General features: G+C 72.2%; 15 protein-coding genes, 2 pseudogenes and 1 riboswitch. Of the genes and pseudogenes, 8 read left to right on the top strand and 9 right to left on the bottom strand.

Annotation, left to right across the window (positions count from 1 at the left end):
* Positions 1-97: 97 nt before the first annotated feature.
* Complete coding sequence (locus LJB71_RS12880) at positions 98-1699, bottom strand: peptide chain release factor 3 (protein ID WP_114960166.1); 1602 nt, start codon at positions 1697-1699, stop codon at positions 98-100.
* Between the two features lie 206 nt (positions 1700-1905).
* Here LJB71_RS12880 and LJB71_RS12875 point away from each other — a divergent pair, with 206 nt between their 5' ends.
* Positions 1906-3006, top strand: a complete 1101-nt coding sequence (locus tag LJB71_RS12875; RefSeq protein WP_114960165.1) for an HDOD domain-containing protein — start codon at positions 1906-1908, stop codon at positions 3004-3006.
* A 43-nt stretch (positions 3007-3049) separates the two neighbouring features.
* Here the strand turns inward: LJB71_RS12875 and LJB71_RS12870 are convergent, their stop codons facing one another.
* The gene (locus LJB71_RS12870; RefSeq protein ID WP_259304498.1) at positions 3050-3385 is read right to left on the bottom strand and encodes a M23 family metallopeptidase; all 336 of its coding nucleotides are present in this window, start codon (positions 3383-3385) and stop codon (positions 3050-3052) included.
* 605 nt (positions 3386-3990) lie between these two features.
* A riboswitch (SAM riboswitch) is annotated at positions 3991-4109 on the top strand.
* 95 nt (positions 4110-4204) lie between these two features.
* On the opposite strand from LJB71_RS12870, the gene LJB71_RS12865 reads away from it, so the two are divergent.
* From LJB71_RS12865 to LJB71_RS12855, 3 genes and pseudogenes are all read left to right on the top strand, one after another.
* Positions 4205-5257, top strand: coding sequence for a homoserine O-succinyltransferase (locus LJB71_RS12865; protein WP_259304497.1), 1053 nt, complete (start codon positions 4205-4207; stop codon positions 5255-5257).
* Positions 5258-5293: 36 nt separating this feature from the next.
* Complete coding sequence (metB, locus tag LJB71_RS12860; RefSeq protein ID WP_259304496.1) at positions 5294-6505, top strand: cystathionine gamma-synthase; 1212 nt, start codon at positions 5294-5296, stop codon at positions 6503-6505.
* Positions 6502-7578, top strand: a pseudogene (locus LJB71_RS12855) (homoserine dehydrogenase); the annotation flags it as partial. The gene metB and the pseudogene LJB71_RS12855, both read left to right, overlap by 4 nt.
* Before the next feature lie 8 nt (positions 7579-7586).
* Here LJB71_RS12855 and LJB71_RS12850 read toward each other — a convergent pair.
* The 4 genes from LJB71_RS12850 to LJB71_RS12835 form a co-directional block, all read right to left on the bottom strand.
* Complete coding sequence (locus LJB71_RS12850) at positions 7587-9782, bottom strand: EAL domain-containing protein (protein WP_259304495.1); 2196 nt, start codon at positions 9780-9782, stop codon at positions 7587-7589.
* An 11-nt stretch (positions 9783-9793) separates the two neighbouring features.
* Positions 9794-10864 carry a diguanylate cyclase gene (locus LJB71_RS12845; protein WP_259304494.1) on the bottom strand — a complete coding sequence of 357 codons (1071 nt, stop codon included), beginning with the start codon at positions 10862-10864 and terminating at the stop codon, positions 9794-9796.
* Between the two features lie 47 nt (positions 10865-10911).
* A complete protein-coding gene (locus tag LJB71_RS12840; RefSeq protein WP_259304493.1) occupies positions 10912-12879 on the bottom strand; it encodes a two-component regulator propeller domain-containing protein in 1968 nt (655 codons plus the stop codon).
* Between the two features lie 136 nt (positions 12880-13015).
* Positions 13016-14398, bottom strand: coding sequence for an L-serine ammonia-lyase (locus LJB71_RS12835; RefSeq protein WP_259304492.1), 1383 nt, complete (start codon positions 14396-14398; stop codon positions 13016-13018).
* Positions 14399-14464: 66 nt separating this feature from the next.
* Here LJB71_RS12835 and LJB71_RS12830 point away from each other — a divergent pair.
* From LJB71_RS12830 to LJB71_RS12815, 4 genes and pseudogenes are all read left to right on the top strand, one after another.
* Positions 14465-14683, top strand: a pseudogene (locus LJB71_RS12830) (glutaredoxin family protein); the annotation flags it as partial.
* Positions 14684-14765: 82 nt separating this feature from the next.
* Positions 14766-15191, top strand: a complete 426-nt coding sequence (locus LJB71_RS12825; protein ID WP_259304491.1) for a two-component regulator propeller domain-containing protein — start codon at positions 14766-14768, stop codon at positions 15189-15191.
* Positions 15181-16095, top strand: coding sequence for a two-component regulator propeller domain-containing protein (locus tag LJB71_RS12820; RefSeq protein WP_259304490.1), 915 nt, complete (start codon positions 15181-15183; stop codon positions 16093-16095). The genes LJB71_RS12825 and LJB71_RS12820 overlap by 11 nt, the downstream gene beginning before the upstream one ends.
* Positions 16096-16117: 22 nt before the next feature.
* A complete protein-coding gene (locus tag LJB71_RS12815) occupies positions 16118-18268 on the top strand; it encodes a hybrid sensor histidine kinase/response regulator (protein ID WP_259304489.1) in 2151 nt (716 codons plus the stop codon).
* A gap of 173 nt (positions 18269-18441) precedes the next feature.
* Here LJB71_RS12815 and hemE read toward each other — a convergent pair whose 3' ends face one another.
* The 3 genes from hemE to aroB all read right to left on the bottom strand — a co-directional run bounded on the left by hemE (position 18442) and on the right by aroB (position 20997).
* A complete protein-coding gene (gene hemE / locus LJB71_RS12810; RefSeq protein WP_259304488.1) occupies positions 18442-19503 on the bottom strand; it encodes a uroporphyrinogen decarboxylase in 1062 nt (353 codons plus the stop codon).
* 84 nt (positions 19504-19587) lie between these two features.
* Positions 19588-19842, bottom strand: coding sequence for a WGR domain-containing protein (locus tag LJB71_RS12805; protein WP_259304487.1), 255 nt, complete (start codon positions 19840-19842; stop codon positions 19588-19590).
* Between the two features lie 57 nt (positions 19843-19899).
* Positions 19900-20997, bottom strand: coding sequence for a 3-dehydroquinate synthase (gene aroB, locus LJB71_RS12800; protein ID WP_259304822.1), 1098 nt, complete (start codon positions 20995-20997; stop codon positions 19900-19902).
* Between the last annotated feature and the right edge of the window lie 76 nt (positions 20998-21073).

Below are 21073 nucleotides of genomic sequence, written 5' to 3'. Positions count from 1 at the left end.
ATGGTTCGACAGGCTCACCACGAACGGACTGCGACGCAGGTTCACCGCGAACGGACCGCGGCGTGGGAGCACCACGAGCGGGTGGCGGTGCGGGCGCTCAGACCGCGACCGCCTGCGCGTGTTCGCGGGTGGCCAGGAACTGCACCTTGGGCGCGCGCTCCTGCGCCAGCTGCAGGTTGACCCGCGAGGGCGCGAGGTAGACCAGGGCACCGGAGGCATCCAGCGCCAGGTTCATCGCGTTCTTCTCGCGGAACTCCTCCAGCGCGCGGGCGTCGTCGCAGCGGATCCAGCGCGCGGTGGCCACCTGCACCGGCTCGAACGCGGCCTCGACCCCGTATTCGTCCTTCAGGCGGTAGGCGGCTACGTCGAACTGCAGCATGCCGACCGCGCCGAGGATCAGGTCGTTGCTCATCAGCGGCTTGAAGAACTGGGTCGCGCCTTCCTCGGACAGCTGCGCCAGGCCCTTCTGCAACTGCTTGAGCTTGAGCGGATCGCGCAGGCGCGCGCGCCGGAACAGCTCCGGCGCGAAGCTGGGGATGCCGGTGAAGCTGAGCGGCTCGCCTTCGCTGAAGGTGTCGCCGATCGAGATGGTGCCGTGGTTGTGGATGCCGATCACATCGCCCGGATAGGCGCTTTCGGCGATCTCGCGGTCGGAGGCCATGAAAGTCAGCGCATTGGCCAGCTTCATCTCCTTGCCGCTGCGCACGTGCAACACCTTCATACCCGGCACGAACTTGCCGGAGCAGATGCGCATGAAGGCCACGCGGTCGCGGTGCTGCGGATCCATATTGGCCTGGATCTTGAACACAAAGCCGGTGAGCTTGGGTTCGTCGGCCAGCACCTCGCGGGTGGTGGTGGTGCGCGCACGCGGCGCCGGCGCATGCTCGACGAAGAAGTCCAGCAGCGGCTGCACGCCGAAGTTGTTCACGCCCGAGCCGAAGAACACCGGCGACTGCCGGCCGGCGAGGTAGGCTTCGGCATCGAACGGATGGCTGGCGCCCTGCACCAGTTCCAGTTGCTCGCGCAGCTCGGCCAGCAGCTCCGCGCCGATCGCTTCCTCCACGCCCGGCGCGTCCAGCGACGGGAAGATGGTGGAATCCTGGCGGGTGAAGTTGCGGCCCGGCTCGTACAGGTGCACTTCGCCGGTGATGAGGTGCACCACGCCCTTCAGGCGGCTGCCCATGCCGATCGGCCAGGTCACCGGCGCGCACTGGATGCCCAGCACCGATTCGATCTCGTCCAGCAGTTCGACCGGGTCCTTGCCCTCGCGGTCGAGCTTGTTGACGAAGGTCATGATCGGCGTATCGCGCAGGCGGCAGACCTCCATCAGCTTGATGGTGCGTTCCTCCACGCCCTTGGCCACATCGATCACCATCAGCGCCGAATCCACCGCGGTGAGCACGCGGTAGGTGTCCTCGCCGAAGTCGGCATGGCCGGGGGTGTCCAGCAGGTTGACGATGCGCCCGGCATACGGGAACTGCATCACCGAACTGGTGACCGAGATGCCGCGCTCCTTCTCCAGCGCCATCCAGTCGGAGGTCGCGTGGCGCGCGGCCTTGCGGCCCTTGACGCTGCCGGCCATCTGGATCGCCCCGCCGAACAGCAGCAGCTTCTCGGTGAGGGTGGTCTTGCCCGCGTCGGGGTGGGAGATGATGGCGAAGGTGCGCCGGCGCGCGGCTTCGGTTGCAACGTCTGTCATCGCGGAATTATAGCCGGCCCCCGCGCGTGGCCCCGGATGTGACGGCCGCCGCGATCGCGGGCGCGGGCCGTCGCTCCCGCCGGTGTGGCGGTGTACTCTGGGCGGCGTGGCTGCGCGGTGGGGCGGATGCCGGCCGTCGGCAGGCGCGGCAGGGGTACGCCAAACGGGCACGCCAAACGGGTACGCCAAAGGGAAAGGGTGACGCAGTGCGCATCGTGATTGCCGGGGAAGACGCGGGTCGGGCCGCGGAGTTCGACGCCTTGCTGGCCGATTACGGCCTGGACTGGACCATCGACTGGCTGCCGGCCGGCACCACCGTGGATCCGGCGATGTCCGCCTTCGACGTGTTCGTGTGCGGGCTGCGGCCCGGTCCGATCGGCGGCCCCGAGCTGCTGGCGCGGGTGGCCGCGCTGTACCCGCAGGCGGTGCGCATCCTGCTGCTGGACCAGAACCCGGACGAAGCCAGCGTGGACATCGCGCAGGGCCTGGATGGCGCCCACCGGGTGCTGGCGCGCCCGCTGGATGCGGCCGAGCTGGTGGCCGCGGTGGAAAGCGTGGTGGACCTGCGCGAGCTGCTCGACAATGAAGCCCTGAAGCGGGTGCTCGGCCGGATCAACTCGCTGCCGCCGCCGCCGCGGCTGTACCTGCAGCTGACCCGCCTGCTGCGCGACCCGGACGCCAGCAACGCCGCCATCGCCCAGACCCTGTCGCAGGACCCGGCGATCGCCGCCAAGGTGCTGCGCCTGTGCAACTCGGCGTACTTCTCCGGTGGGCGCGAGATCACCGACATGCGCGGTGCGGTCACCCGCCTGGGGCACCAGACCCTGCTGCGGATGGTGCTCACCATCGAGGCCTTCGGCGGCCCCAAGCTGGCCAGCAGCCAGGAGCGCGAGGCCATGCAGGACCGCGCCCTGCGCGCGTCGAACCTGGCCCGCCGCCTGCTGCCCGGGCCCAGCGCCGAGCTGGCCGCCACCGCCAGCCTGCTGGCCGAGGTCGGGCGCCTGCTGCCGGGCGTGTCCTCGGGCGAGCCGGGCGAGGAAGGCCCGCATTACGCCGAAGCGGGCGCCTATCTGATGGGCCTGTGGGGGCTGCCGATGCCGATCGTGGAGGCGGTGGCCTACCAGCACCGTCCCGGCCACCTGCGTGCCGCCGGGTTCTGGGTGGCCGGTGCGGTGCACGTGGCCACCGCGCTGGTGGCCGGGCGCGAGCCCGACGAGGCCTACCTGCGCTCGGTGGGCATGCTGGAGCGGCTGCCGCAGTGGCGCGAATGGGTGCAGCCGACGGTGGTCGCCGAGGACGAGGCATAGGCCGCATCCGTTCGGACCCGGCGCATTCGGGGGCCGCATCGCTTCAATCTGGCGCGCTTGCGCCCTGCGCGGGCCCGGCCAGCCGGAACGGGATCGACAGCAGCTGCATGCCGCGGTTGACCTGCACCGCGAAATGCAGGTGCGGCGCGGTGCTGTAGCCGGTATTGCCGGACAGGCCGATGCGCTGGCCGGCCTCCACCCGTTGCCCGACGCGCACGCGCGCGCCGCCGTTGGCCAGGTGGGCATACAGGCCCATGCTGCCGTCGTCGTGCAGGATGCGGATGAGGTTGGCGCGGCTGGCATCGCGGTGCGGGTCCAGGCCGTGGCCGCTGAAACCGTCCTGCACCTGCATCACCACCCCGCCGCGCGCGGCCAGCACCGGGGTGCCTTCGGGCGTGGCGAAGTCGATCGCGTAGCGGTTTTCCGGGTCCTGGTGGACTGAAACCGCCCTCGAAGCCCTGGTCGATGCGCGCTTGCGGGTCGGCCAGCGGCAACAGGTAGGCCACGTCGCGCGGACGCGCGTTGGAACTGCCGGGCGTGGCCTCCAGCCGCAGCCGCAGCAGCCCGTTGCCTGGCGGCATGCGCAGGTGCGCCAGCAGCGCGCTGCCGCCGGCGGGCACCCCGGCGCGCGCCGGCAGCGGCGGCTGGCTCCAGGCCGGCGGCGGCCCGGCGCTGTCCAGCCGCACTTCGATCGGCCCGGCCAGATGGTTGTCTGCCCATACCAGGTATTCGCTGCCATTCGGCTCCACCCGCAGGCTGGCCAAGGCCGGGTTCGGGCCGGGCGCGGCGGCGGGCGGGTCGGCCGCCGGCACGTCGGGCGGCAGCAGCGCCAGCAGGCTGGCCACCAGGAGTGCGCGCAGAGGGCGGGGCAGGGACGGCATCGGCGCGAGTATGCCGGAGCCAGGGACATGACGATGCGTTATATGAATCGCTTTATCCGAATGAAGCGATTGACACGGCGCCGGCGGCTGCGCAGACTGCGCGCATCCATCGAGACCGGCGGAGGGACAGGCCCTTTGATGCCGGGGCAACCTGCGGGCGGCGCAAGCCGCCGCGAGGTGCCAAATCCTGCGGGGACCTGAGCGTCTGCCGGAAGATGGTTGCGAAGCCGCACGCGCGGCGCGCGACGCCGACGTGTCGGCTCTCTTCCCGCACCCCCGCGCGACTCCGATGGCCCGTCCACCGCCCGGAGTCCGCCATGCATCCTTCCCCCGCCGAACGCAGCGCCGTCGCCCCTTCCCGCCCCGTCCCGGCGCCGGAGGCGGCCCACGCGCCGCCGCGCCCGGCCATTCCCGCCGGCCGCGGCAGCATCGATGCGGTGCTGGCCACCCGCTATGCCGGTACCCGCCGGCTGCACCTGCAGTACGAGCTGGCCGGCCCCGAGGACGCGCCGGTGGCGCTGGTGGCGGGCGGGATTTCCGCGCACCGGCACGTGGCGGCGAACGTGCTGGACCCGTCCCCGGGCTGGGCCCAGGGCCTGCTGGACGCCGGGCGCGCGCTGGACCCGGCGCGCTGGCGCATCCTCGCGTTCGATTACGTCGGTGCCGACGGCGCGCTGGACGCCCCGATCGACACCGCCGACCAGGCCGACGCGGTGGCGCTGCTGCTGGATGCGCTGGGCATCGCGCAGCTGGCGGTCTTCGTCGGCTATTCCTACGGCGCACTGGTCGGGTTGCAATTGGCGGTGCGCCATCCGCAGCGGCTGCGGCGCCTGATCGCCGTTAGCGGCGCGCATCGCCCGCATCCGTATGCCGCGGCCTGGCGCGCACTGCAGCGCAAGGTGGTGGCGCTGGGGCAGTTGCAATGTGCGGATGAGCAAGGCCTGTCGCTGGCGCGCCAGCTGGCCATGCTCAGCTACCGCACCCCGGAGGAGTTCGCCGAGCGGTTCGACGCGCCGCCGGTGCTGTGCAACGGGCAGGTGCGGGTGGCCGCCGAGGATTATCTGGACGCGGCCGGCGCGAAGTTCGTCGCGCGCATGCCCGCCACCGCCTGGCTGCGGCTGTCCGAATCCATCGACCTGCACCGGGTGGACCCGGCGCAGGTGCGGCTGCCGGTGTCGGTGATTGCGGTGGATGGCGACCGCCTGGTGCCGCTGGCGGATGCGGTGGCGCTGCAGGAAGGCCTCGGCTGCCACGGCCGGTTGCGCGTGCTGCGTTCGGAGTACGGCCACGACGCCTTCCTGAAGGACACCGCGCGCATGGATGCGCTGCTGGCCAGCGAGCTGGCCGCGCCGCTGCCGGCGCGCCCCTGATCCCGATTCCGCCCCACTGCCGCACGGAGCCCTTGCATGAGCGATTCCCTTTCCGCCGCGCCGGCGCGCGCCTCCACCCGCGCGGTGCGCGCCGGCATCGACCGCGACACCGCCTTCGGCGCGGTCACCCCGCCGCTGGTGTTGTCGAGCAACTTCAGCTTCGCCGGCTTCAACGACAAGCGCACCTACGACTACACCCGTAGCGGAAACCCCACCCGCGACCTGCTGGGTGAGGCGCTGGCCGCGCTGGAAGGCGGCGCGGGCGGCGTCGTCACCGCCACCGGCATGGCGGCGGTGACCGTGGTGCTGCACGCGCTGCTGCGGCCGGGCGACGTGCTGGTGGTGCCGCATGACTGCTACGGCGGCAGCTGGCGGCTGTTCAACGCGCTGGCATCGAAGGGCGCGTTCGAACTGTTGACCTGCGACCTCACCGATCAGCGCGCGCTGGCCGAGGCGCTGGCACGGCAGCCTGCGCTGGTCTGGATCGAGACGCCATCCAACCCGCTGCTACGCATCACCGACCTGCGCGCGACGATCGCCGCTGCGCATGCGGCCGGTGCGCGCGTGGTGGTGGACAACACTTTCCTGTCGCCGCTGCTGCAGCGGCCGATCGCCGATTTCGGCGCGGACGCGGTGGTGCATTCCACCACCAAGTACATCAACGGCCACAGCGACGTGGTCGGTGGCGCGGTGGTGGCGAAGGATGCCGGCCTGCATGCTGAACTTGCGTGGTGGGCGAACGCGCTGGGCCTGACCGGCGCGCCGTTCGACAGCTTCCTGACCCTGCGCGGGCTGCGCACGCTGGAGGCGCGCCTGCGCGTGCATCAAGAAAACACGCAGGCGCTGGTGGCGCTGCTGGACGGCCACCCGGCTGTGAGCGCGCTGCACTGGCCGGGGCTGCCGGCGCATCCGGGCCATGCCATCGCGGCGCGCCAGCAATATGGCTTCGGGGCGATGCTGAGCCTGGAACTGGAGGGCGGCGAGGCGGCGGTGCGCGCCTTCCTCGACGGCCTGCGCTGGTTCACCCTGGCCGAGTCGCTGGGCGGGGTGGAAAGCCTGGTCGCGCATCCCGCCACCATGACCCATGCGGCGATGAGCGCGCAGGCGCGCGCGCAGGCCGGGATTTCCGATGGCCTGCTGCGGCTGTCGGTGGGCATCGAGCATGCCGACGACCTGGTGGCCGACCTCGCCGCCGCGCTCGGGCGCGCGCAGGTGGCGTGTGCAGTCGAACGGCGCGCCGCGCGATGAACGCCTGTGCCGGCGCATTTCCGCTGTCAGAGCCGGTGCCAGCGCGGGTGGCGCTGCTGGGCAGCGGCACCGTGGGGCGCGCGGTGTGGGCGCGGCTGGCGGGTTGGAAGGACGGTGTGCTGGGGCATCGTCTGCAATTGGCATATGTGGCCAATTCGCGCACCGCGCAGGCCGCCCCGCTGGCGTCGGGTGTTGACCTGCAGCAGCTGCTGGGCGACTCGCCGCAGTCGAGCCGGCTGGAGCGGGTGGAAGCCGCACTGGCGGGCGCCGGCACCCGCATCGTGATCGACGCCACCGCCTCCGACGCGGTGGCGGACCGGCACCCGCACTGGCTGGCGCAGGGCCTCCACGTGGTGACCGCCTGCAAGCTGGGACAGGGGACATCGCTGGCGCGCTGGCGGGCGATCCGGGAGGCGGCCGCGGCCGGCGGGGCGTTCTATGGTGACAGCGCCACGGTCGGCGCCGGGCTGCCGCTGCTGCGCACGCTGCGCGCGCTGCAGGCGGGCGGCGACCGCATCCACGCGATCGCCGGGGGGCTGTCCGGCTCGCTGGCGTGGCTGTTCCACCACTACGACGGGCTGCGGCCGTTCTCCGGTTTCGTGCGTCAGGCGCAGGCGGCGGGCTACACCGAGCCGGACCCGCGCGAGGATCTGTCCGGCGAGGACGTGCGGCGCAAGCTGTTGATCCTGGCGCGCGCCGCCGGCGTGCCGCTGGAGGCGGCGGACGTGCGCGTGCAGTCGCTGGTTCCGGAATCCCTGGCAGGCGTGCCGCGCGCGGCGCTGGACGCGGCCCTGCCGGTGCTGGATGCACCGCTGCGCGCGCGTTATGCCGCGGCCTACAAAAGCGGGCAGGTGCTGTGCTTCATCGCCCGTCTGCACGCCGATGGCCGCGCGACGGTCGGGCTGGAGGCGCTGGCCGCGGACGATCCGCTGGCCGGCGGCAGCAGCACCGACAACCGGGTGGCGATCTGGTGCGACCGCTATCCGCACCAGCCGCTGGTGGTGCAGGGGCCCGGTGCCGGCGCCGAGGTCACCGCCGCCGCCCTGCTGGACGATGCGCTGGCGATCCAGGCGGCCTGTGCTTACGACTTCACTCCGAAGAACTCCGCGATCGGCAGCGGGCGCTGGAACGCGAACCCCTGGGCATAGTCCACCTTCAACGCGCGCAGCCGTTCGACCTGCGCCGCATCCTCGGCGTGTTCGGCCACCGCGCGGATATCGAGCAGGTGGGCGATTTCGGTGATCGAGCGCACCACCGCCTCCGACAGCGGCGAGTTTACGAGCCCGTACACGAAGCTGCCGTCGATCTTCAGATAGTCGACCTGCAGATCGCGCAGATAGCTGAAGGAGCAGAAGCCGGTGCCGAAATCGTCCAGCGCGAAGCGGCAGCCGAGGTTGCGCATGCGGCGGATGAAGCGGCGGGCGCGGGTCATGTCGCGCACCACGCTGGTCTCGGTGATTTCCAGGCACAGCTGCCCGGCGCGCAGCGCGCTGCGGCGCAGGCGTGCCGTCAGATACTCGCCGAATTCCTCGTCCACCAGGGTCGCGGCGCCGAGATTGATGCTGCACTGCGCGACCCGCGCGGCCGCGTCCGGATGCGATTCCAGCCACGCCAGGGTGGCATCCAGCACGTGGCGGTCCAGGCGCGGGCCCAGCCGGAAGCGTTCGGCGGCCGCGATCAGGTTGGCCGGCGGGCGCAGCAGGCCTTCACCATCGCGCCAGCGCAGCAGCACTTCGAAATGCACCCGGTTCGGTGGCGCCGGTTGCGCCAGCGGGACGATCGGCTGGCACCACAGCTCCAGCCGCCGCTGGTCCAGCGCCTCGCGCGCATCCAGCGCGCTGCGCATCATGCGGCTGCGATTGCGCAGGCTTTCCGCGTTCTCGGCGGTCGCCAGCACGCGGTTGCCGCCAAGGTCCTTGGCTTCGTGGCAGGCGGCGTCCACCTGCGACAGCAGTTCGTCGAAGCTGGTGTGCGGCGGCTGGCTGCCGGCCAGGCCGATGCTGGCGGTGATCCGCAGGTTGCCGCCCTGCCAGGCCACCCGCATCGCCTCGATCGCGTCCAGCAGGCGGCGCGCCGCGGCCACGGCCTGTTCGCCGGGCAGCGTGGCCAGCACGGTGAACTCGTCGCCGCCGCTATGCGCGATCAGCGCATCGGTGGCCGCGAATTCCGCCTGCAGCAGGCGCGCCACGTGCCGCAGCATCTCGTCGCCGGCGGCATGGCTGGCGGCGTCGTTGACCAGCTTGAAATTGTCCAGGTCGATGTAGAGCAGGCTGAGCGGGCCGGCGTTGGCGGCCAGGCGCAGGCGCGCGTGTTCCTCGAAGGCATCGCGGTTGAGCAGGTTGGTCAACGCATCGATCGTCGCACGCTCATGCAGCGCGGCCATCGCCACGAAGCGCTCGCGGTAGGACGCCGCGAGCAGGATCGGGATGGTGGAAACCACCACCAGCGAGCTCATCAGCAGTGCGGTGTCCTGCAGCGACTCCGGGCGCTGGACGCCGTCCAGGCCGATGCCCAGCCCCAGGATCAGGGCCAGGGTGATGGTCACCACGGTGGTGGCGACCGCGGTGAAGGTGGGCGGGAAGCGCGCCGCCGACCACAGCAGCAGGGCCAGCGGCAGGGTGGCGATCGCCAGCGGATACATGCTGCCGCGATGCGCGACCGCGATTGCGCCAGCCAGCACCAGGGCCATCAGCAGCGACCACAGCAGGCGCTCGCGCCGACCGGCCAGGGGCGGTGCCAGGCGAGTCTGTTCCTGGCGCGGCACCCCGAACAGCAGCAGCATGCTGGTCGTGGTGGCGGCGGCGCCGAGCAGGTCGCCCAGCGCCCATTGCAGGAAGGCCCGCGGCCAGTCCGCCGCCGGGATCATGCCGGCGACCAGCATTCCGCTGCTGCCGATCCCGGCGCTGACCAGGCACAGCAGGGCGGCGCCACGCATCAGCAGGAAGCCGTCGCTGGTGCGCAGGCGCAGCTGGCGCGTGTGCGCGCCGACGTACAGCGCGGCCAGCCAGGTCGCGAGCGCATTGCTGCCGATCGAGAACGGCAGGAACAGCGGCGGCGCCGGCACCAGCAGCAGGTGCAGCAGCGCCTGCCCGGCGGCGATGGCCAGCACATAGGGCTTGCCGAAGCGCAGCACCATCGCGTAGCCGATGCCGGCGGCGGGCCAGAACAACGCCACGTCGGCCGGCGTCTGCAGGTAGAGCATGGTCATCGCCGCCCCGGCGAAGTACAGCGCGGCGAGCAGCGCGCCTCTGGACAGCATTGCCGGCAGGTCGCGCATGGGCGGCTCCTTCAATCGGCGGCAGGGGCGGCTGGCTTGGGCGGCGGCCGGCCATCGCCTGCGGGCGGTGGCGTCGGCGCGGTCGTGCCAAACCGTTCCAGCAGGCCGTTTTCCACCAGCCAGCCGGGGTCACCGGTGATCACGGTGATGTCGTCCGGGAACGCCACGTCTGCGGCCGGACGGTAGGCCATCCAGCGGTTGCGGCCGGCGTTCTTGGCGGCGTACAGGGCGCGGTCGGCCAGCGTCACCAGCTGCTCCCACGCCAGCAGTTGCGGGTGATCCGGGAACAGCGGACATTCGATCAGACCGATCGAGACGGTCAGACGGTGCGTCTGGCCATGACCCAGGTCGAACACATGCGCTGCGATCTGCCGGCACAGGCGCTGGCCGATCTCGGCCAGCTGGCCGCGCGGCAGCGGCCGCATCATCAGCAGGAACTCCTCGCCGCCCCAGCGCGCGGCGTAGTCGCCGCTGCGCATGAGCGTTTTCAGCAGCCGGCCCAGCTGCTTCAGCACCAGGTCGCCGGCGGTATGGCCCCAGGTGTCGTTGATGCGCTTGAAGTGATCCACGTCCAGCAGCGCCAGCACCAGCGCCTCGCGGCCGTCGCGGAAGGCTTCCTCGCGGGCATAGAAGGATAGATCCAGCGGCATCTGCTGGGTGAGGTAGCGACGGTTGTGCAGACCGGTCAGCGGGTCGGTGAGGCTCAGCTGTTCCAGGCGGGCGTTGGCGGCCTGGAGTTCGCGCGTGCGCGCTTCCACCAGGCGTTCGAGCTCGGCGCGCTGGCGGGCATGCCGATATCGCAGCCAGAGATAGCCCAGCCAGATCAGCAGCAGACCCAGCAGACCGAGCGCGATGCGGAACGCGCCCGTTTCGTAGAAGTGCGCCGGCACGGTGAGGGCCAGTCGCGCCGGTCCGGACAGCGGCGCGTCCGGATCGAAATCGGCCAGTTCGAGGGTGTACTGCCCGGGGGCCAGTCCGGTGTAGTCGATCTGGCGCTGGGTGGGAGATTCCAGCGGCGTCCAGCTGCGTTCGAGGCCGATCAGGCGATAGCGCAGATCCGGCTGGCGGGCGGGATCGAGCATCGGCGCGCTGAAGCGGATCTGGATCTTGCGCGCATCCAGCGGCAGCTTCAGTGCGCCCGCGCTGGTGGCGAATGCCTGCTGGCCGGTGCGAACCTCCTCGATGCGCAGCGGCCAGGGCGGTCCGATGGGTGCAGGCTGCGCGCTGACTTGCAGTACGCCGTCGCGGGTGGGCAGCCACAGCAGGCCGTCGCGCAGCAGGCCGCGGCCGTTGCCGACGCCGTTGCAGCACTTGTCCTGCTGCCCGCCGGGCTGGGCGAAGCCGGAGTTGACCACGATGCGCGCGCGCAGCGGGGTGTCGGCACCTTGTCCCATGCGAGCGAGTGCCGCCAGCGGCAGGCGGTACACCCCTGGGTGCCGGCCACCCACAGATCGTTGCCGATTTCCGCCAGATGGGTGGGGACGTTTCCCGGCAGCCCTCGGCCATGGGCGAGGTCATGCCAGCGCCGGTCGGCGTACAGCCAGAGCTGGCCATCGCCCCCCAGCACCAGGCGGCCATCGTTCAACTCCAGTAGCGCGGTGACGCCCACCCCGGCAGGCAATCCGGTCTGTCGCCCGAATGGCAGGATGCGCCCGTTGCGCCATTCGTACAGGCCATCGGTCGTGCCCAGCAGCAGGCGTCCGGTGCGGGTCTGCAGCAGGATGCGCACGCGCGGATCGCGCAGCCCTTGCGCCTCGCCATAGCGCTGCAGGCGGCCAGCGGCCAGCCGGAAGGCGCCGTTGGTGGTGCCGAACCAGAGCGCGCCATCGCGGGCGCGCAGGATCGCGTGCACCTGCGTCCCTGCCAGCGGGGTCAGCCATGGTGGGGTATCGGGGTGCATCCGGCCGCGGGGCAGCACGGCGACACCGGCGCGGGTGCCGACCCAGAGCGCATTTGGCTCGGCCAGCAGGCTGTAGGCATCCGGATGTGGAAGCGTGGCGCCTGCCGCGACCTGAGTGAAGCGCAGACCATCCCAGCGCGCCACACCGTCACTGCCGCCGACCAGCACGCTGCCGTCGGGCGCGGGCACGATCGTCCACAGCAGCGGTACGCGCAGCCCTTCGGCCATCGAGAGCCGGCGGGTGCGCCCGTTCCAGATGCGCGCCAGGCCATCGGTCAGGCTGCCAGTCCACAGATTGCCTTCCCGATCCTCGTAGAGCGCGCGCAGGTTGCGGCTACCGGGGCGGTCGCTGATGCGCTCCGCTGGCCTGCCCGGCACCAGACGCTCCAGAGCGCGCGGTGTGGCCAGCCAGAGCGTGCCGTCGCGGGTGACCGTCATGGCGTCGATGGCGCGGTGCTCTCCGTTGCTGCGCTCGGGGAGGGTTTCCCAGAGGCCATTGCCGCGCAGGCGCAGCAGGCCGCTGCGGGTCGCCGCCAGCAGCCTGCCGTCGAAGCGTGCCAGCGCCACCGGCGCAGCGGTGGCCAGTGCGTCCGGGAAGGGATACTCCTGGCGGCGACCGCCGTGGTCGAGCCGGATCACCCGGCCTCGGCTGCCGATCCAGAGCGCGTCTGCCTCCACTGAGAGCGCGCTGACCTCGGCGCCCACTGCCAGCAGGCGGCGCAGCCGCTCGCCCGTGACCACATACAGGCCATCCGGCCCGCCGACCAAGACGCTCTGCCCCTGCAGGGCGAGCGCCCGGACCGGAAAGCGGCGCATGGCGGGAATCTGTCCAGTGGACAGGACGCGCAGCCGGCCGTCGGGCAGCAGCACCTGCAGCCCGTTGGCGGTGCCGAGCCAGACGCGCCCCTGCCGATCCGGCAGCAGGGTTTGAATCATGTTGTCCAGACCCAGGCGGCGGGTACGCGGGTAGGCATGGAAGCGCACGCCGTCGAAGCGCGCCAGCCCGGCCTGGGTGGCCAGCCAGAGCTGCCCGTCCGGCCCCTGGGCGATGGCCATCACGCTGATCTGCGGCAGTCCCTGGGCCACGTCCCAGGTATCGACCACGAAGTCGCGATACGGCTTGTCGGGATCCAGGGCGAGCACCGGAGCACCGATGCCCAGGCCGAACAGCAGCACGAGGCCCTGCAGCAGACGCACCGCCTGCTGCGTCCAGCCCGAATGACGGGTGGTGGATGCGCGGTCGATCGCCGTCTCTCCCCGAAGCGGGTTGTTGCCAGATTACCCTGAAACCGGTAGCGGCCGGCAGGCTGCGGACTTGACCGCGATGGCGCAGTCAGCACTCGATGACGTTGACCGCGAGCCCGCCGCGGCTGGTTTCCTTGTACTTGTCCTGCATGTCGCGGCCGGTGTCGCGCATGGTCTTGATGACCTTGTCCAGCGACACCTTGTGGCTGCCGTCGCCGCGCAGGGCCATGCGGCTGGCATTGATCGCCTTCACCGCGCCCATCGCGTTGCGCTCGATGCAGGGGATCTGCACCAGCCCGCCGATCGGGTCGCAGGTCAGGCCGAGGTTGTGCTCCATGCCGATCTCGGCGGCGTTCTCCACCTGCGCCGGCGTGCCGCCGAGCGCGGCGGTGAGCCCGGCCGCGGCCATCGAGCAGGCCACCCCGACCTCGCCCTGGCAGCCGACTTCGGCGCCGCTGATCGAGGCGTTTTCCTTGTACAGGATGCCGATCGCGGCGGCGGTGAGCAGGAAGTCGAACACACCCTGCTCGCTGGCGCCGGGGCAGAAGCGGTGGTAGTAGTGCAGCACCGCCGGCAGAATGCCAGCTGCGCCGTTGGTGGGCGCGGTCACCACGCGGCCGCCGGCGGCGTTCTCCTCGTTGACCGCCAGCGCGTACAGGTTGACCCAGTCGAGCACGGTGAGCGGATCGCGCATGGCGGCCTCGGGCCTGGCCGCCAGCTCGGCCTGCAGCGCCGGCGCGCGACGCGGTACGTGCAGTCCGCCCGGCAACTCGCCCGGGTGGCGGATGCCGCGCGCCACGCAGTCCTGCATCGCCTGCCAGATTTCACGCAGCCCGGTGCGGATCTCTTCCGCGCTGCGCCAGGCCTGCTCGTTCTCGAACATTAGCTGGGCGATGGTCAGGTTGCTGCGCTGGCACTGCGCCAGCAGCTCCGCGCCGCTTGCGAATGGATGCGGCAACGGAGTGGTGTCGGCGACGATGCGGTCTTCGGCGGCCTCGTCCTGGTTGACCACGAAGCCGCCGCCGACCGAGTAGTAGTCGCGGGTGGCGAGTTCGCCGCCGTCGGCATCGAACGCGGTGAAGCGCATGCCGTTGGTATGGAAGGGCAGTTTCTGTCGCTTGTTCATGACCAGGTCGCGCTTCTCGTCGAAGGCGATCTCGTGCTTGCCACCCAGTCGCAGGCGCTTGCTCGTGCGGATGCGCTCCAGCGCGGCCGGGATCAGGTCGGGATCGATCGCGTTCGGCCAGTGGCCTTCCAGTCCCATCAGGATCGCCTTGTCGGTGCCGTGGCCGCGGCCGGTCAGCGCCAGTGAACCGAACACCTCCGCGCGCACCCGCGCGGTGCGCTCCAGCACGCCGTTCTCTTCCAGCCAGTGGCTGACGAAGCGCGCGGCCGCGCGCATTGGGCCGACCGTGTGCGAGGAGCTCGGGCCGATGCCGATCTTGTAGAGGTCGAAGGTGGAGACGGCCATGCGCGCTGCCGGGCTGGGGGATTGCGTATTCTAGGCGCCAGGCGAGGCGAGATAGGACGCGGGCGTATGGGCCTGACCCTCTACCAGCGCGACGACTGCCATCTGTGCGACCAGGCCCTGGCCGCGCTGGCGGCGGCGCGCGCGCCGGCGTTCACCAGCGTGTTCATCGACGGTGATCCGGCGCTGGAAGCGCGCTACGGTCTGCGGGTGCCGGTGCTGCGCCAGCCGCGCAGCGGGCGCGAGCTGGACTGGCCGTTCGATGCGGTTGCGGTGCGGCGCTGGCTCGGGGGGATAGCGGGTGCCGGCAGCGGCCGCGCTTGCATGCGCGGCCCAGGGTTGCCAGCATCGCCCCATCCGGGAGAACGCCATGCGTCGACGCCTTGCACTGCTGCTGTGGCTGGCCTGCGCCTGCGTCTGGGCCGCCGCGCCCGAGCGCCCGCGCTTTCGCATCGTGGGCCCGGCGCAGGGCCTGCCCTCGACCGAGATCAAGGCGCTGGCGCGCGATGCCGATGGCTATCTGTGGATCGGCACCGCCGACGGCCTGGCCCGCCACGATGGCGTCGGCATGCGCGTCTGGCGGCATGACCCGGACGTGGCCGACGGCCTGCCCGGCAACAACGTGCAGGCGCTGCTGGTGGACGCGCAGGACCGGGTGTGGGTGGCGGTGGAAGGCGAGGGCGTCAGCGTGCTGGATGCCGCGCGCCAGCACTTCCGCGCGCTGCGCAAGGCCACCCATCCGCAGCTCGGCAGCGACGACGTGTGGGCGATGGCGCGCCAGGGCGATGCGGTGTGAAGCGGGCACCTACGACGGCGGCCTGACCCGGGTCGCGCCCGATGGCGGCATGCGCCACTACGGCGTGGCGGAGGGCCTGCCTGCGCCGACCGTGCTGGCGCTGGCGGTGGATGCCGACGGCGGGCTGTGGGTGGGCACCACCAAGGGGCTGGCGCGCCAGCGCGGGGCGGGGTTCGAGGCGGTGCCGCTGCCCGGCGCGGAAGGCGCGGGCATGGTGTATGCCCTGTCCGCGCAGCCGGACGGGCTGTGGGTCGGCAGTGCGCTCGGGGTATGGCGGCATGCCGACGGGCGCTGGACGCAGCCGGCGTGGGCGCCGATGTTCCAGCGCCCGAACGCGCTGCTGGCGATCGTCACCGATGCCCAGGGCGACCACTGGATCGGCAGCCAGCGCGGCCTGTGGTACCAGCAGGGCGAACAGGCGCCGGTCCCGGTGCCGCTGGGCGGGCCGGCCATTCCGCGCGCGATCAGCGCCCTGCTGGGAGAGAAAGGGGATGCGCTGTGGGTGCCGGTGCTCGGGCGCGGCCTTGGCTACCTGCGCTCGGACTGGCGCCAGATGGCGCTGTTCCAAGGCCCGGAGGACGGCCTGCACGGGGCGATGTACCGCGCACTCGGGCGCGCGGGCGACGGCGGCGTATGGCTCGGCGGGCTGGGCGGCGTGGTCGAGCACCTCGGCGCGGACGGCCGCATCGCGCCGCTGACCGATGACCTGCTGGAGCGCCTGCGCAGCGTCAAGCCGGCAGCCATTGCGGAGGATGCCGCAGGCCGGCTGTGGATCGCCCACCGCGGCGGCCTGATCCGGATCACCGGCGATGCCGTCGATGAGTGGACGGCCGAGGACGCCAGGGCCCCGGTGCCGCCCGGCCAGGTCGGGTTCGTGCTGCCCGCGCGCGACGGCAGCCTGTGAGCTGGCGGCGATCGGTGGCGGCGTGCAGCAGCGCGACCCGGCCAGCGGCGCGGTTCTGCGCGACCTGCGCGCCGACGGCGACAGCGGGCTGGGCGAGGCCGACATCGAGGACATGGTGCTGGCGGCGGATGACGCGCCATGGCTGGCCACCAGCACCGGCGTGCTGCGCTTCGCGCCCGCGACCGGCCGCTTCCTGCCGGTGCCGGCGATGGGTGAGGGCCGGGTGTACGCGCTCGCGTTCGATGGCGACGATACCCTGTGGCTGCAGCGCCTGGCGAGGCTGGAAGGCTATCGCCGGCAGGGCGAACAGTGGCAGCGCGTCGCCCGCATCGACACCCGTCACGGCATGCCTGCGGTGGCGGCGGCCGCGCTGCTGGTGGATGCCCGCCACCGGGTCTGGATCACCACCAGCCGCGGGCTGTACCGCTGGGACCCGTCCCAGCAGCGGCTGACCCACGCCGGCGTGCGCGACGATGCCGGCGGCGAGGAATACCTCGACCGCGCGGCCCTGCTGCGCGACGACGGCCTGCTGGTGGCCGCCACCGCCGACGGCGGCCTGCGCATGGTGGACACGGCGATGGGCGACCCGCCGCCACGGCGGCCGCGGCTGCGTTTCGACGGCATTGCGGTGCGCCGGCACGGACGCTGGCAGGAACTGCCGGCGCGCGCCGGTGTGCAGCTGGCGCAGCAGGATCGTGAGCTGCGCATCCGTGCGCGCCTGCTGGATTTCGACGATTCGGCCGCGAACCGCTACTGGGCGCATCTGGAGGGCTTCGACCGCGGCTGGGTCGCGCTGGGTGCCAGCGGCGAGCGGGTATTCGCCGGGCTGACGCCGGGCCGCTACGTGCTGCGCATGCGCGCGCAGGACGCCGCCGGCAATCCGGCGGCCGAGCAGAGGCTGACCTTCGAGATCCCGCCGCCGTGGTGGCGCACTGGCTGGGCGCTGGCGGCGTACGTACTGTCCGGACTGATCGTGCTGGTGCTGGCCGCGCGCGCCTATCGTCTGCGTCTGAAGCGCCGGCATGCCTGGCAGCTGGCCGAGGAAAAGCGGATGCTGGCCGAGCAGGCTTCGCAGGCGAAGTCGCGTTTCCTGGCCACCCTCGGCCACGAGGTGCGCACGCCGATGACCGGCGTGCTGGGGATGGCCGAACTGCTGCAGGAGGGGCCGCTGGACGAACTGCAGCGCGGCTACGTGCAGGCGATCCGGCGCGCCGGCGAGCATCTGCTGCGGCTGGTCAACGATGCCCTGGACCTGGCGCGGATCGAGGCCGGCAAGCTGGAACTGGCGCCCGCCGATTTCGCCCTGCGGCCGCTGCTGGAGGAAATCGGCGCGCTGATGGCGCCGCTGGCCGCGCGCAAGGGCCTGGCGTTCATCGAGCATGTCGGCGATGACGTGCCTGCGGGCCTGCGCGGCGACCGCACCCGCGTGCAGCAGATCCTGCTCAATCTGCTCGGCAACGCGGTGAAGTTCACCGAGGCCGGGCAGGTGACGCTGGAGGTGGCCGCGCTGCAGCCGCAGGGCATCCGTTGCGTGGTGGCGGATACCGGGCCGGGATTGAACCCGGAGCAGCGCGAGCGCCTGTTTCGCCGTTTCGAGCAGGCCGAGGGTGCGCGCACCGCGGCGCGCTACGGCGGCAGCGGGCTGGGGCTGGCGATCTCGCAGGAACTGGCGGCGGCGATGGGTGGCCGCATCACCGTGGACAGCACGCCCGGGCAGGGCACGCGGTTCGTGGTGGAACTGCCGCTGGCACCGGCGGTCGCCGCGCCAGCGGAGGAAATGCCGGCGGAACCCGTGGTGCCGGTACGCGATCTGCAACTGCTGCTGGTGGAGGACGACCCGATCGTGGCGCAGGCGATCGCCGGCCTGCTGCAGGCGCAGGGGCATGCGGTCGCACACGTCGGGCACGGGCTGGGCGCGCTGGCGGAGGCGGCGGCCTGCCGCTTCGATGCCGCGCTGCTGGATCTCGACCTGCCAGGGATGGACGGCCTGGCACTGGCGCGGATGCTGCGCACGCAGGGCTTCAGTGCGCCGCTGCTGGCGGTCACCGCGCGCTCCGATGCGCAGGCCGAGGCGGAAGCGCGCGCCGCCGGGTTCGACGGCTTCCTGCGCAAGCCGGTGACCGGCGCGATGCTGGGGCGGGCGCTGTCGGCGCTGATGGCGGAGGCGTCATAGCGCTTCGTGGTGTCGGGCACGCGATGCGTGCACCTGCGCTGGCAAGCGGGCTTGGTTGCGGCCGCGCACGCGGTGCGGCCGGGGCAGCGCAAGCCGCTCCCCGATACTCGCTCGGTTGCACTGCCCTGGTCGCGCCGCGCGCTCGTCGCGACGCAGGGCTGTGTTGGGGCAGGTCAGCGCGCGCTGTAGGCGTGCACCTCGTCCACCAGCGCGGCGACGTGGTCGGGGTTCATGTCCGGCGCCATGCCGTGGCCGAGGTTGAAGACGTGGCCCTCGCGGCTGCCGCCGTTGCCGTCGCGGTAGCTGTCCAGCACCGCGCGCGCCTGCGCGCGCACCGCGTCGGGGCTGCCGTACAGCATCGCCGGGTCCATGTTGCCCTGCAGCGCCACCCGGCCACCGTTGCGGCGCGCGGCATCTTCCAGCGTCACCGTCCAGTCCACGCCGATCGCATCCGCGCCGCTGGCGAACAGCGCGTCGAGGTGCGGGGCGTTGCCCTTGCCGAACAGGATCACCGGCACCCCAAGCGCCTTCAGCGCCGCCGCGATGCGGGTGAGGTAGGGCAACGAGAACTCGCGGTACATCGCCGGGCCCAGGGTGCCGCCCCAGGTGTCGAACACCTGCAGCGCTTGCGCGCCCGCGGCGTGCTGCGCGGTGAGGTAGGCGATCACCGCGTCGGTGATCGTGCCCAGCAGCGTGTGCATCGCCGCGGGTTCGTTGAGCGCCAGCGCCTTGACCTTGCCCCACTCCTTGCTGCCGCCGCCTTCCACCATGTAGCAGGCCAGCGTCCACGGGCTGCCGGAGAAGCCGATCAGCGGCACCGCGCCGTCCAGTTCGCGGCGGATCAGGCGCACCGCGTCCATCACGTAGCGCAGTTCGGTTTCCATGTCGGGCACCGCGAGTGCGTCGATCGCGGCGACGCTGCGCAGCGGGCGCTCGAACTTCGGGCCTTCGCCCTCGACGAAATGCAGCCCCAACCCCATCGCGTCGGGCACGGTGAGGATGTCGGAGAACAGGATCGCCGCGTCCAGCGGGAACCGGCGCAGCGGCTGCAGGGTCACTTCGCAGGCCAGCTCCGGGGTCTTGGCCATCGCCAGGAAGCTGCCGGCGGCCTTGCGGGTGGCGCGGTATTCCGGCAGGTAGCGGCCGGCCTGGCGCATCAGCCAGACCGGCGTGCAGTCCACCGGCTCACGCCGCAGCGCGCGCAGGAAACGATCGTTCTTCAGGGGCGTGGACACGGATGGGTCTCCGGAAGGAATGGCAGGCCCGCGGGCGCAGGCCGGTGGTGCGTGGGACGGCGGGCAGCCGCCACCGCGCAGCGGTCATTTCGGTGCATCGGCGCCCTGCGCGAACATCAGCTGGAAGCCCTTGCGCAGCTGGGCGTCGCGCTCCTTCTCCAGCGCCGCCAGCGCGCTGGCCTGGTCGGGATAGAGCGTGCGCCGCAGGGTGCTGCGGCCGCCGGTCTGGCCGCTTTCGCGCAGCAGCTCCCAGCCGCCCAGCAGGTCGGACTGGAGCTGGAGCTGGACGAAGCGTGGGGCTTCGCGGCCGTCGGGGCGTTGTTGCAGCAGCAGGCGCATGGGGCGGCATTGTAAGGTGCGGGACCGGCACCCGCGCGTCCCCGGCCGGCGCGGTCTTCAGTCCTCACCCAGCACCGACCGTACTGCGGCTTCATCCACGCCGGATACCACGTGCGCCAGTCCGGGGCCGTTCCAGAGGATGAAGCGCAGGCCGTCGGCCTGCGCCTTCTTGTCCAGTCGCATGCGCGCCAGCAGCGCGTCGGGCGCCAGCCCGGCAGGCAGCGCCACCGGCAGGTCGAAGCGCAGCAGCAGCATGCGCAGCGCCTCCGCATCGGCCCATGAGGCCAGCCCCAGCGTGGCCGCCAGCCGCGCCGCCAGCAGCATCCCCACCGCCACCGCTTCGCCATGATTGAGGCCGCGCCCGTAGCCCTGCTCGGCCTCGATGGCGTGGGCGAAGGTGTGGCCGAAGTTGAGCAGCGCGCGTTCGCCGCGCTCGTGCGGATCGCGTTCGGTGATCGCGGCCTTGTGCGCGCAGCTGCGGGCGATGGCCTCGGCCAGCGCGATGTCGTCGCCGTCCAGCAGCGCCCCGGCGTGCGCGTCGAGCCAGGCGAGGAAGGGCGCATCCACGATCGCGCCGTACTTGATGACCTCGGCCAGCCCCGCGCGCAGTTCGCGCGGCGGCAGCGTGCGCAGCGTGGCGGTATCGGCCACCACCGCGCGCGGCGGATGGAAGGCGCCGACCAGGTTCTTGCCCTGCGGGATGTCCACCGCGGTCTTGCCGCCGACCGAGGAATCCACCATCGCCAGCAACGTGGTGGGCAGCTGTACGCAGTCGATCCCGCGCATCCAGCAGGCGGCGGCGAAGCCGGCCAGGTCGCCGACCACCCCACCGCCGAGTGCGAACACGCAGGCGTCGCGGGTGGCGCCGAGCGCGGCCAGGGCGTCGATCGCCGCGGCGAAGTTGGCCAGCGTCTTTTCCGCCTCGCCGGCGGGCAGCACGTGGTGGCCGATCCTGAGGTCCGGCCGCGCCGCGCGCAGCGCGTCCTCCACCGCCTGCGCATACAGCGGCGCCACGTGGCTGTCGCTGACCACGAGCGCGTGGCGGCCGCGCAGCGTGTCCGCCAGCAGTGCGCCGTCGGCGAGCAGGCCGGCGCCGATGTGGATGCGGTAGGGCGCGGCGCCGCCGACCTCGACCGTGCGCATCGGCGCGCTCATGCCGGCATCGCCTCGCATTGTGCCAGGCGCGCGGCGAGCGCGGCGGCGGCCGCGTCCGGTGCGAGGGGCGCCGGCG

The sequence above is a fragment of the Thermomonas sp. S9 genome, from assembly GCF_024704365.1.
GTDB lineage: Bacteria > Pseudomonadota > Gammaproteobacteria > Xanthomonadales > Xanthomonadaceae > Thermomonas.
Note: the sequence above shows the minus strand (reverse complement) of the source record. Positions and strands in the feature narration are given on the sequence as shown.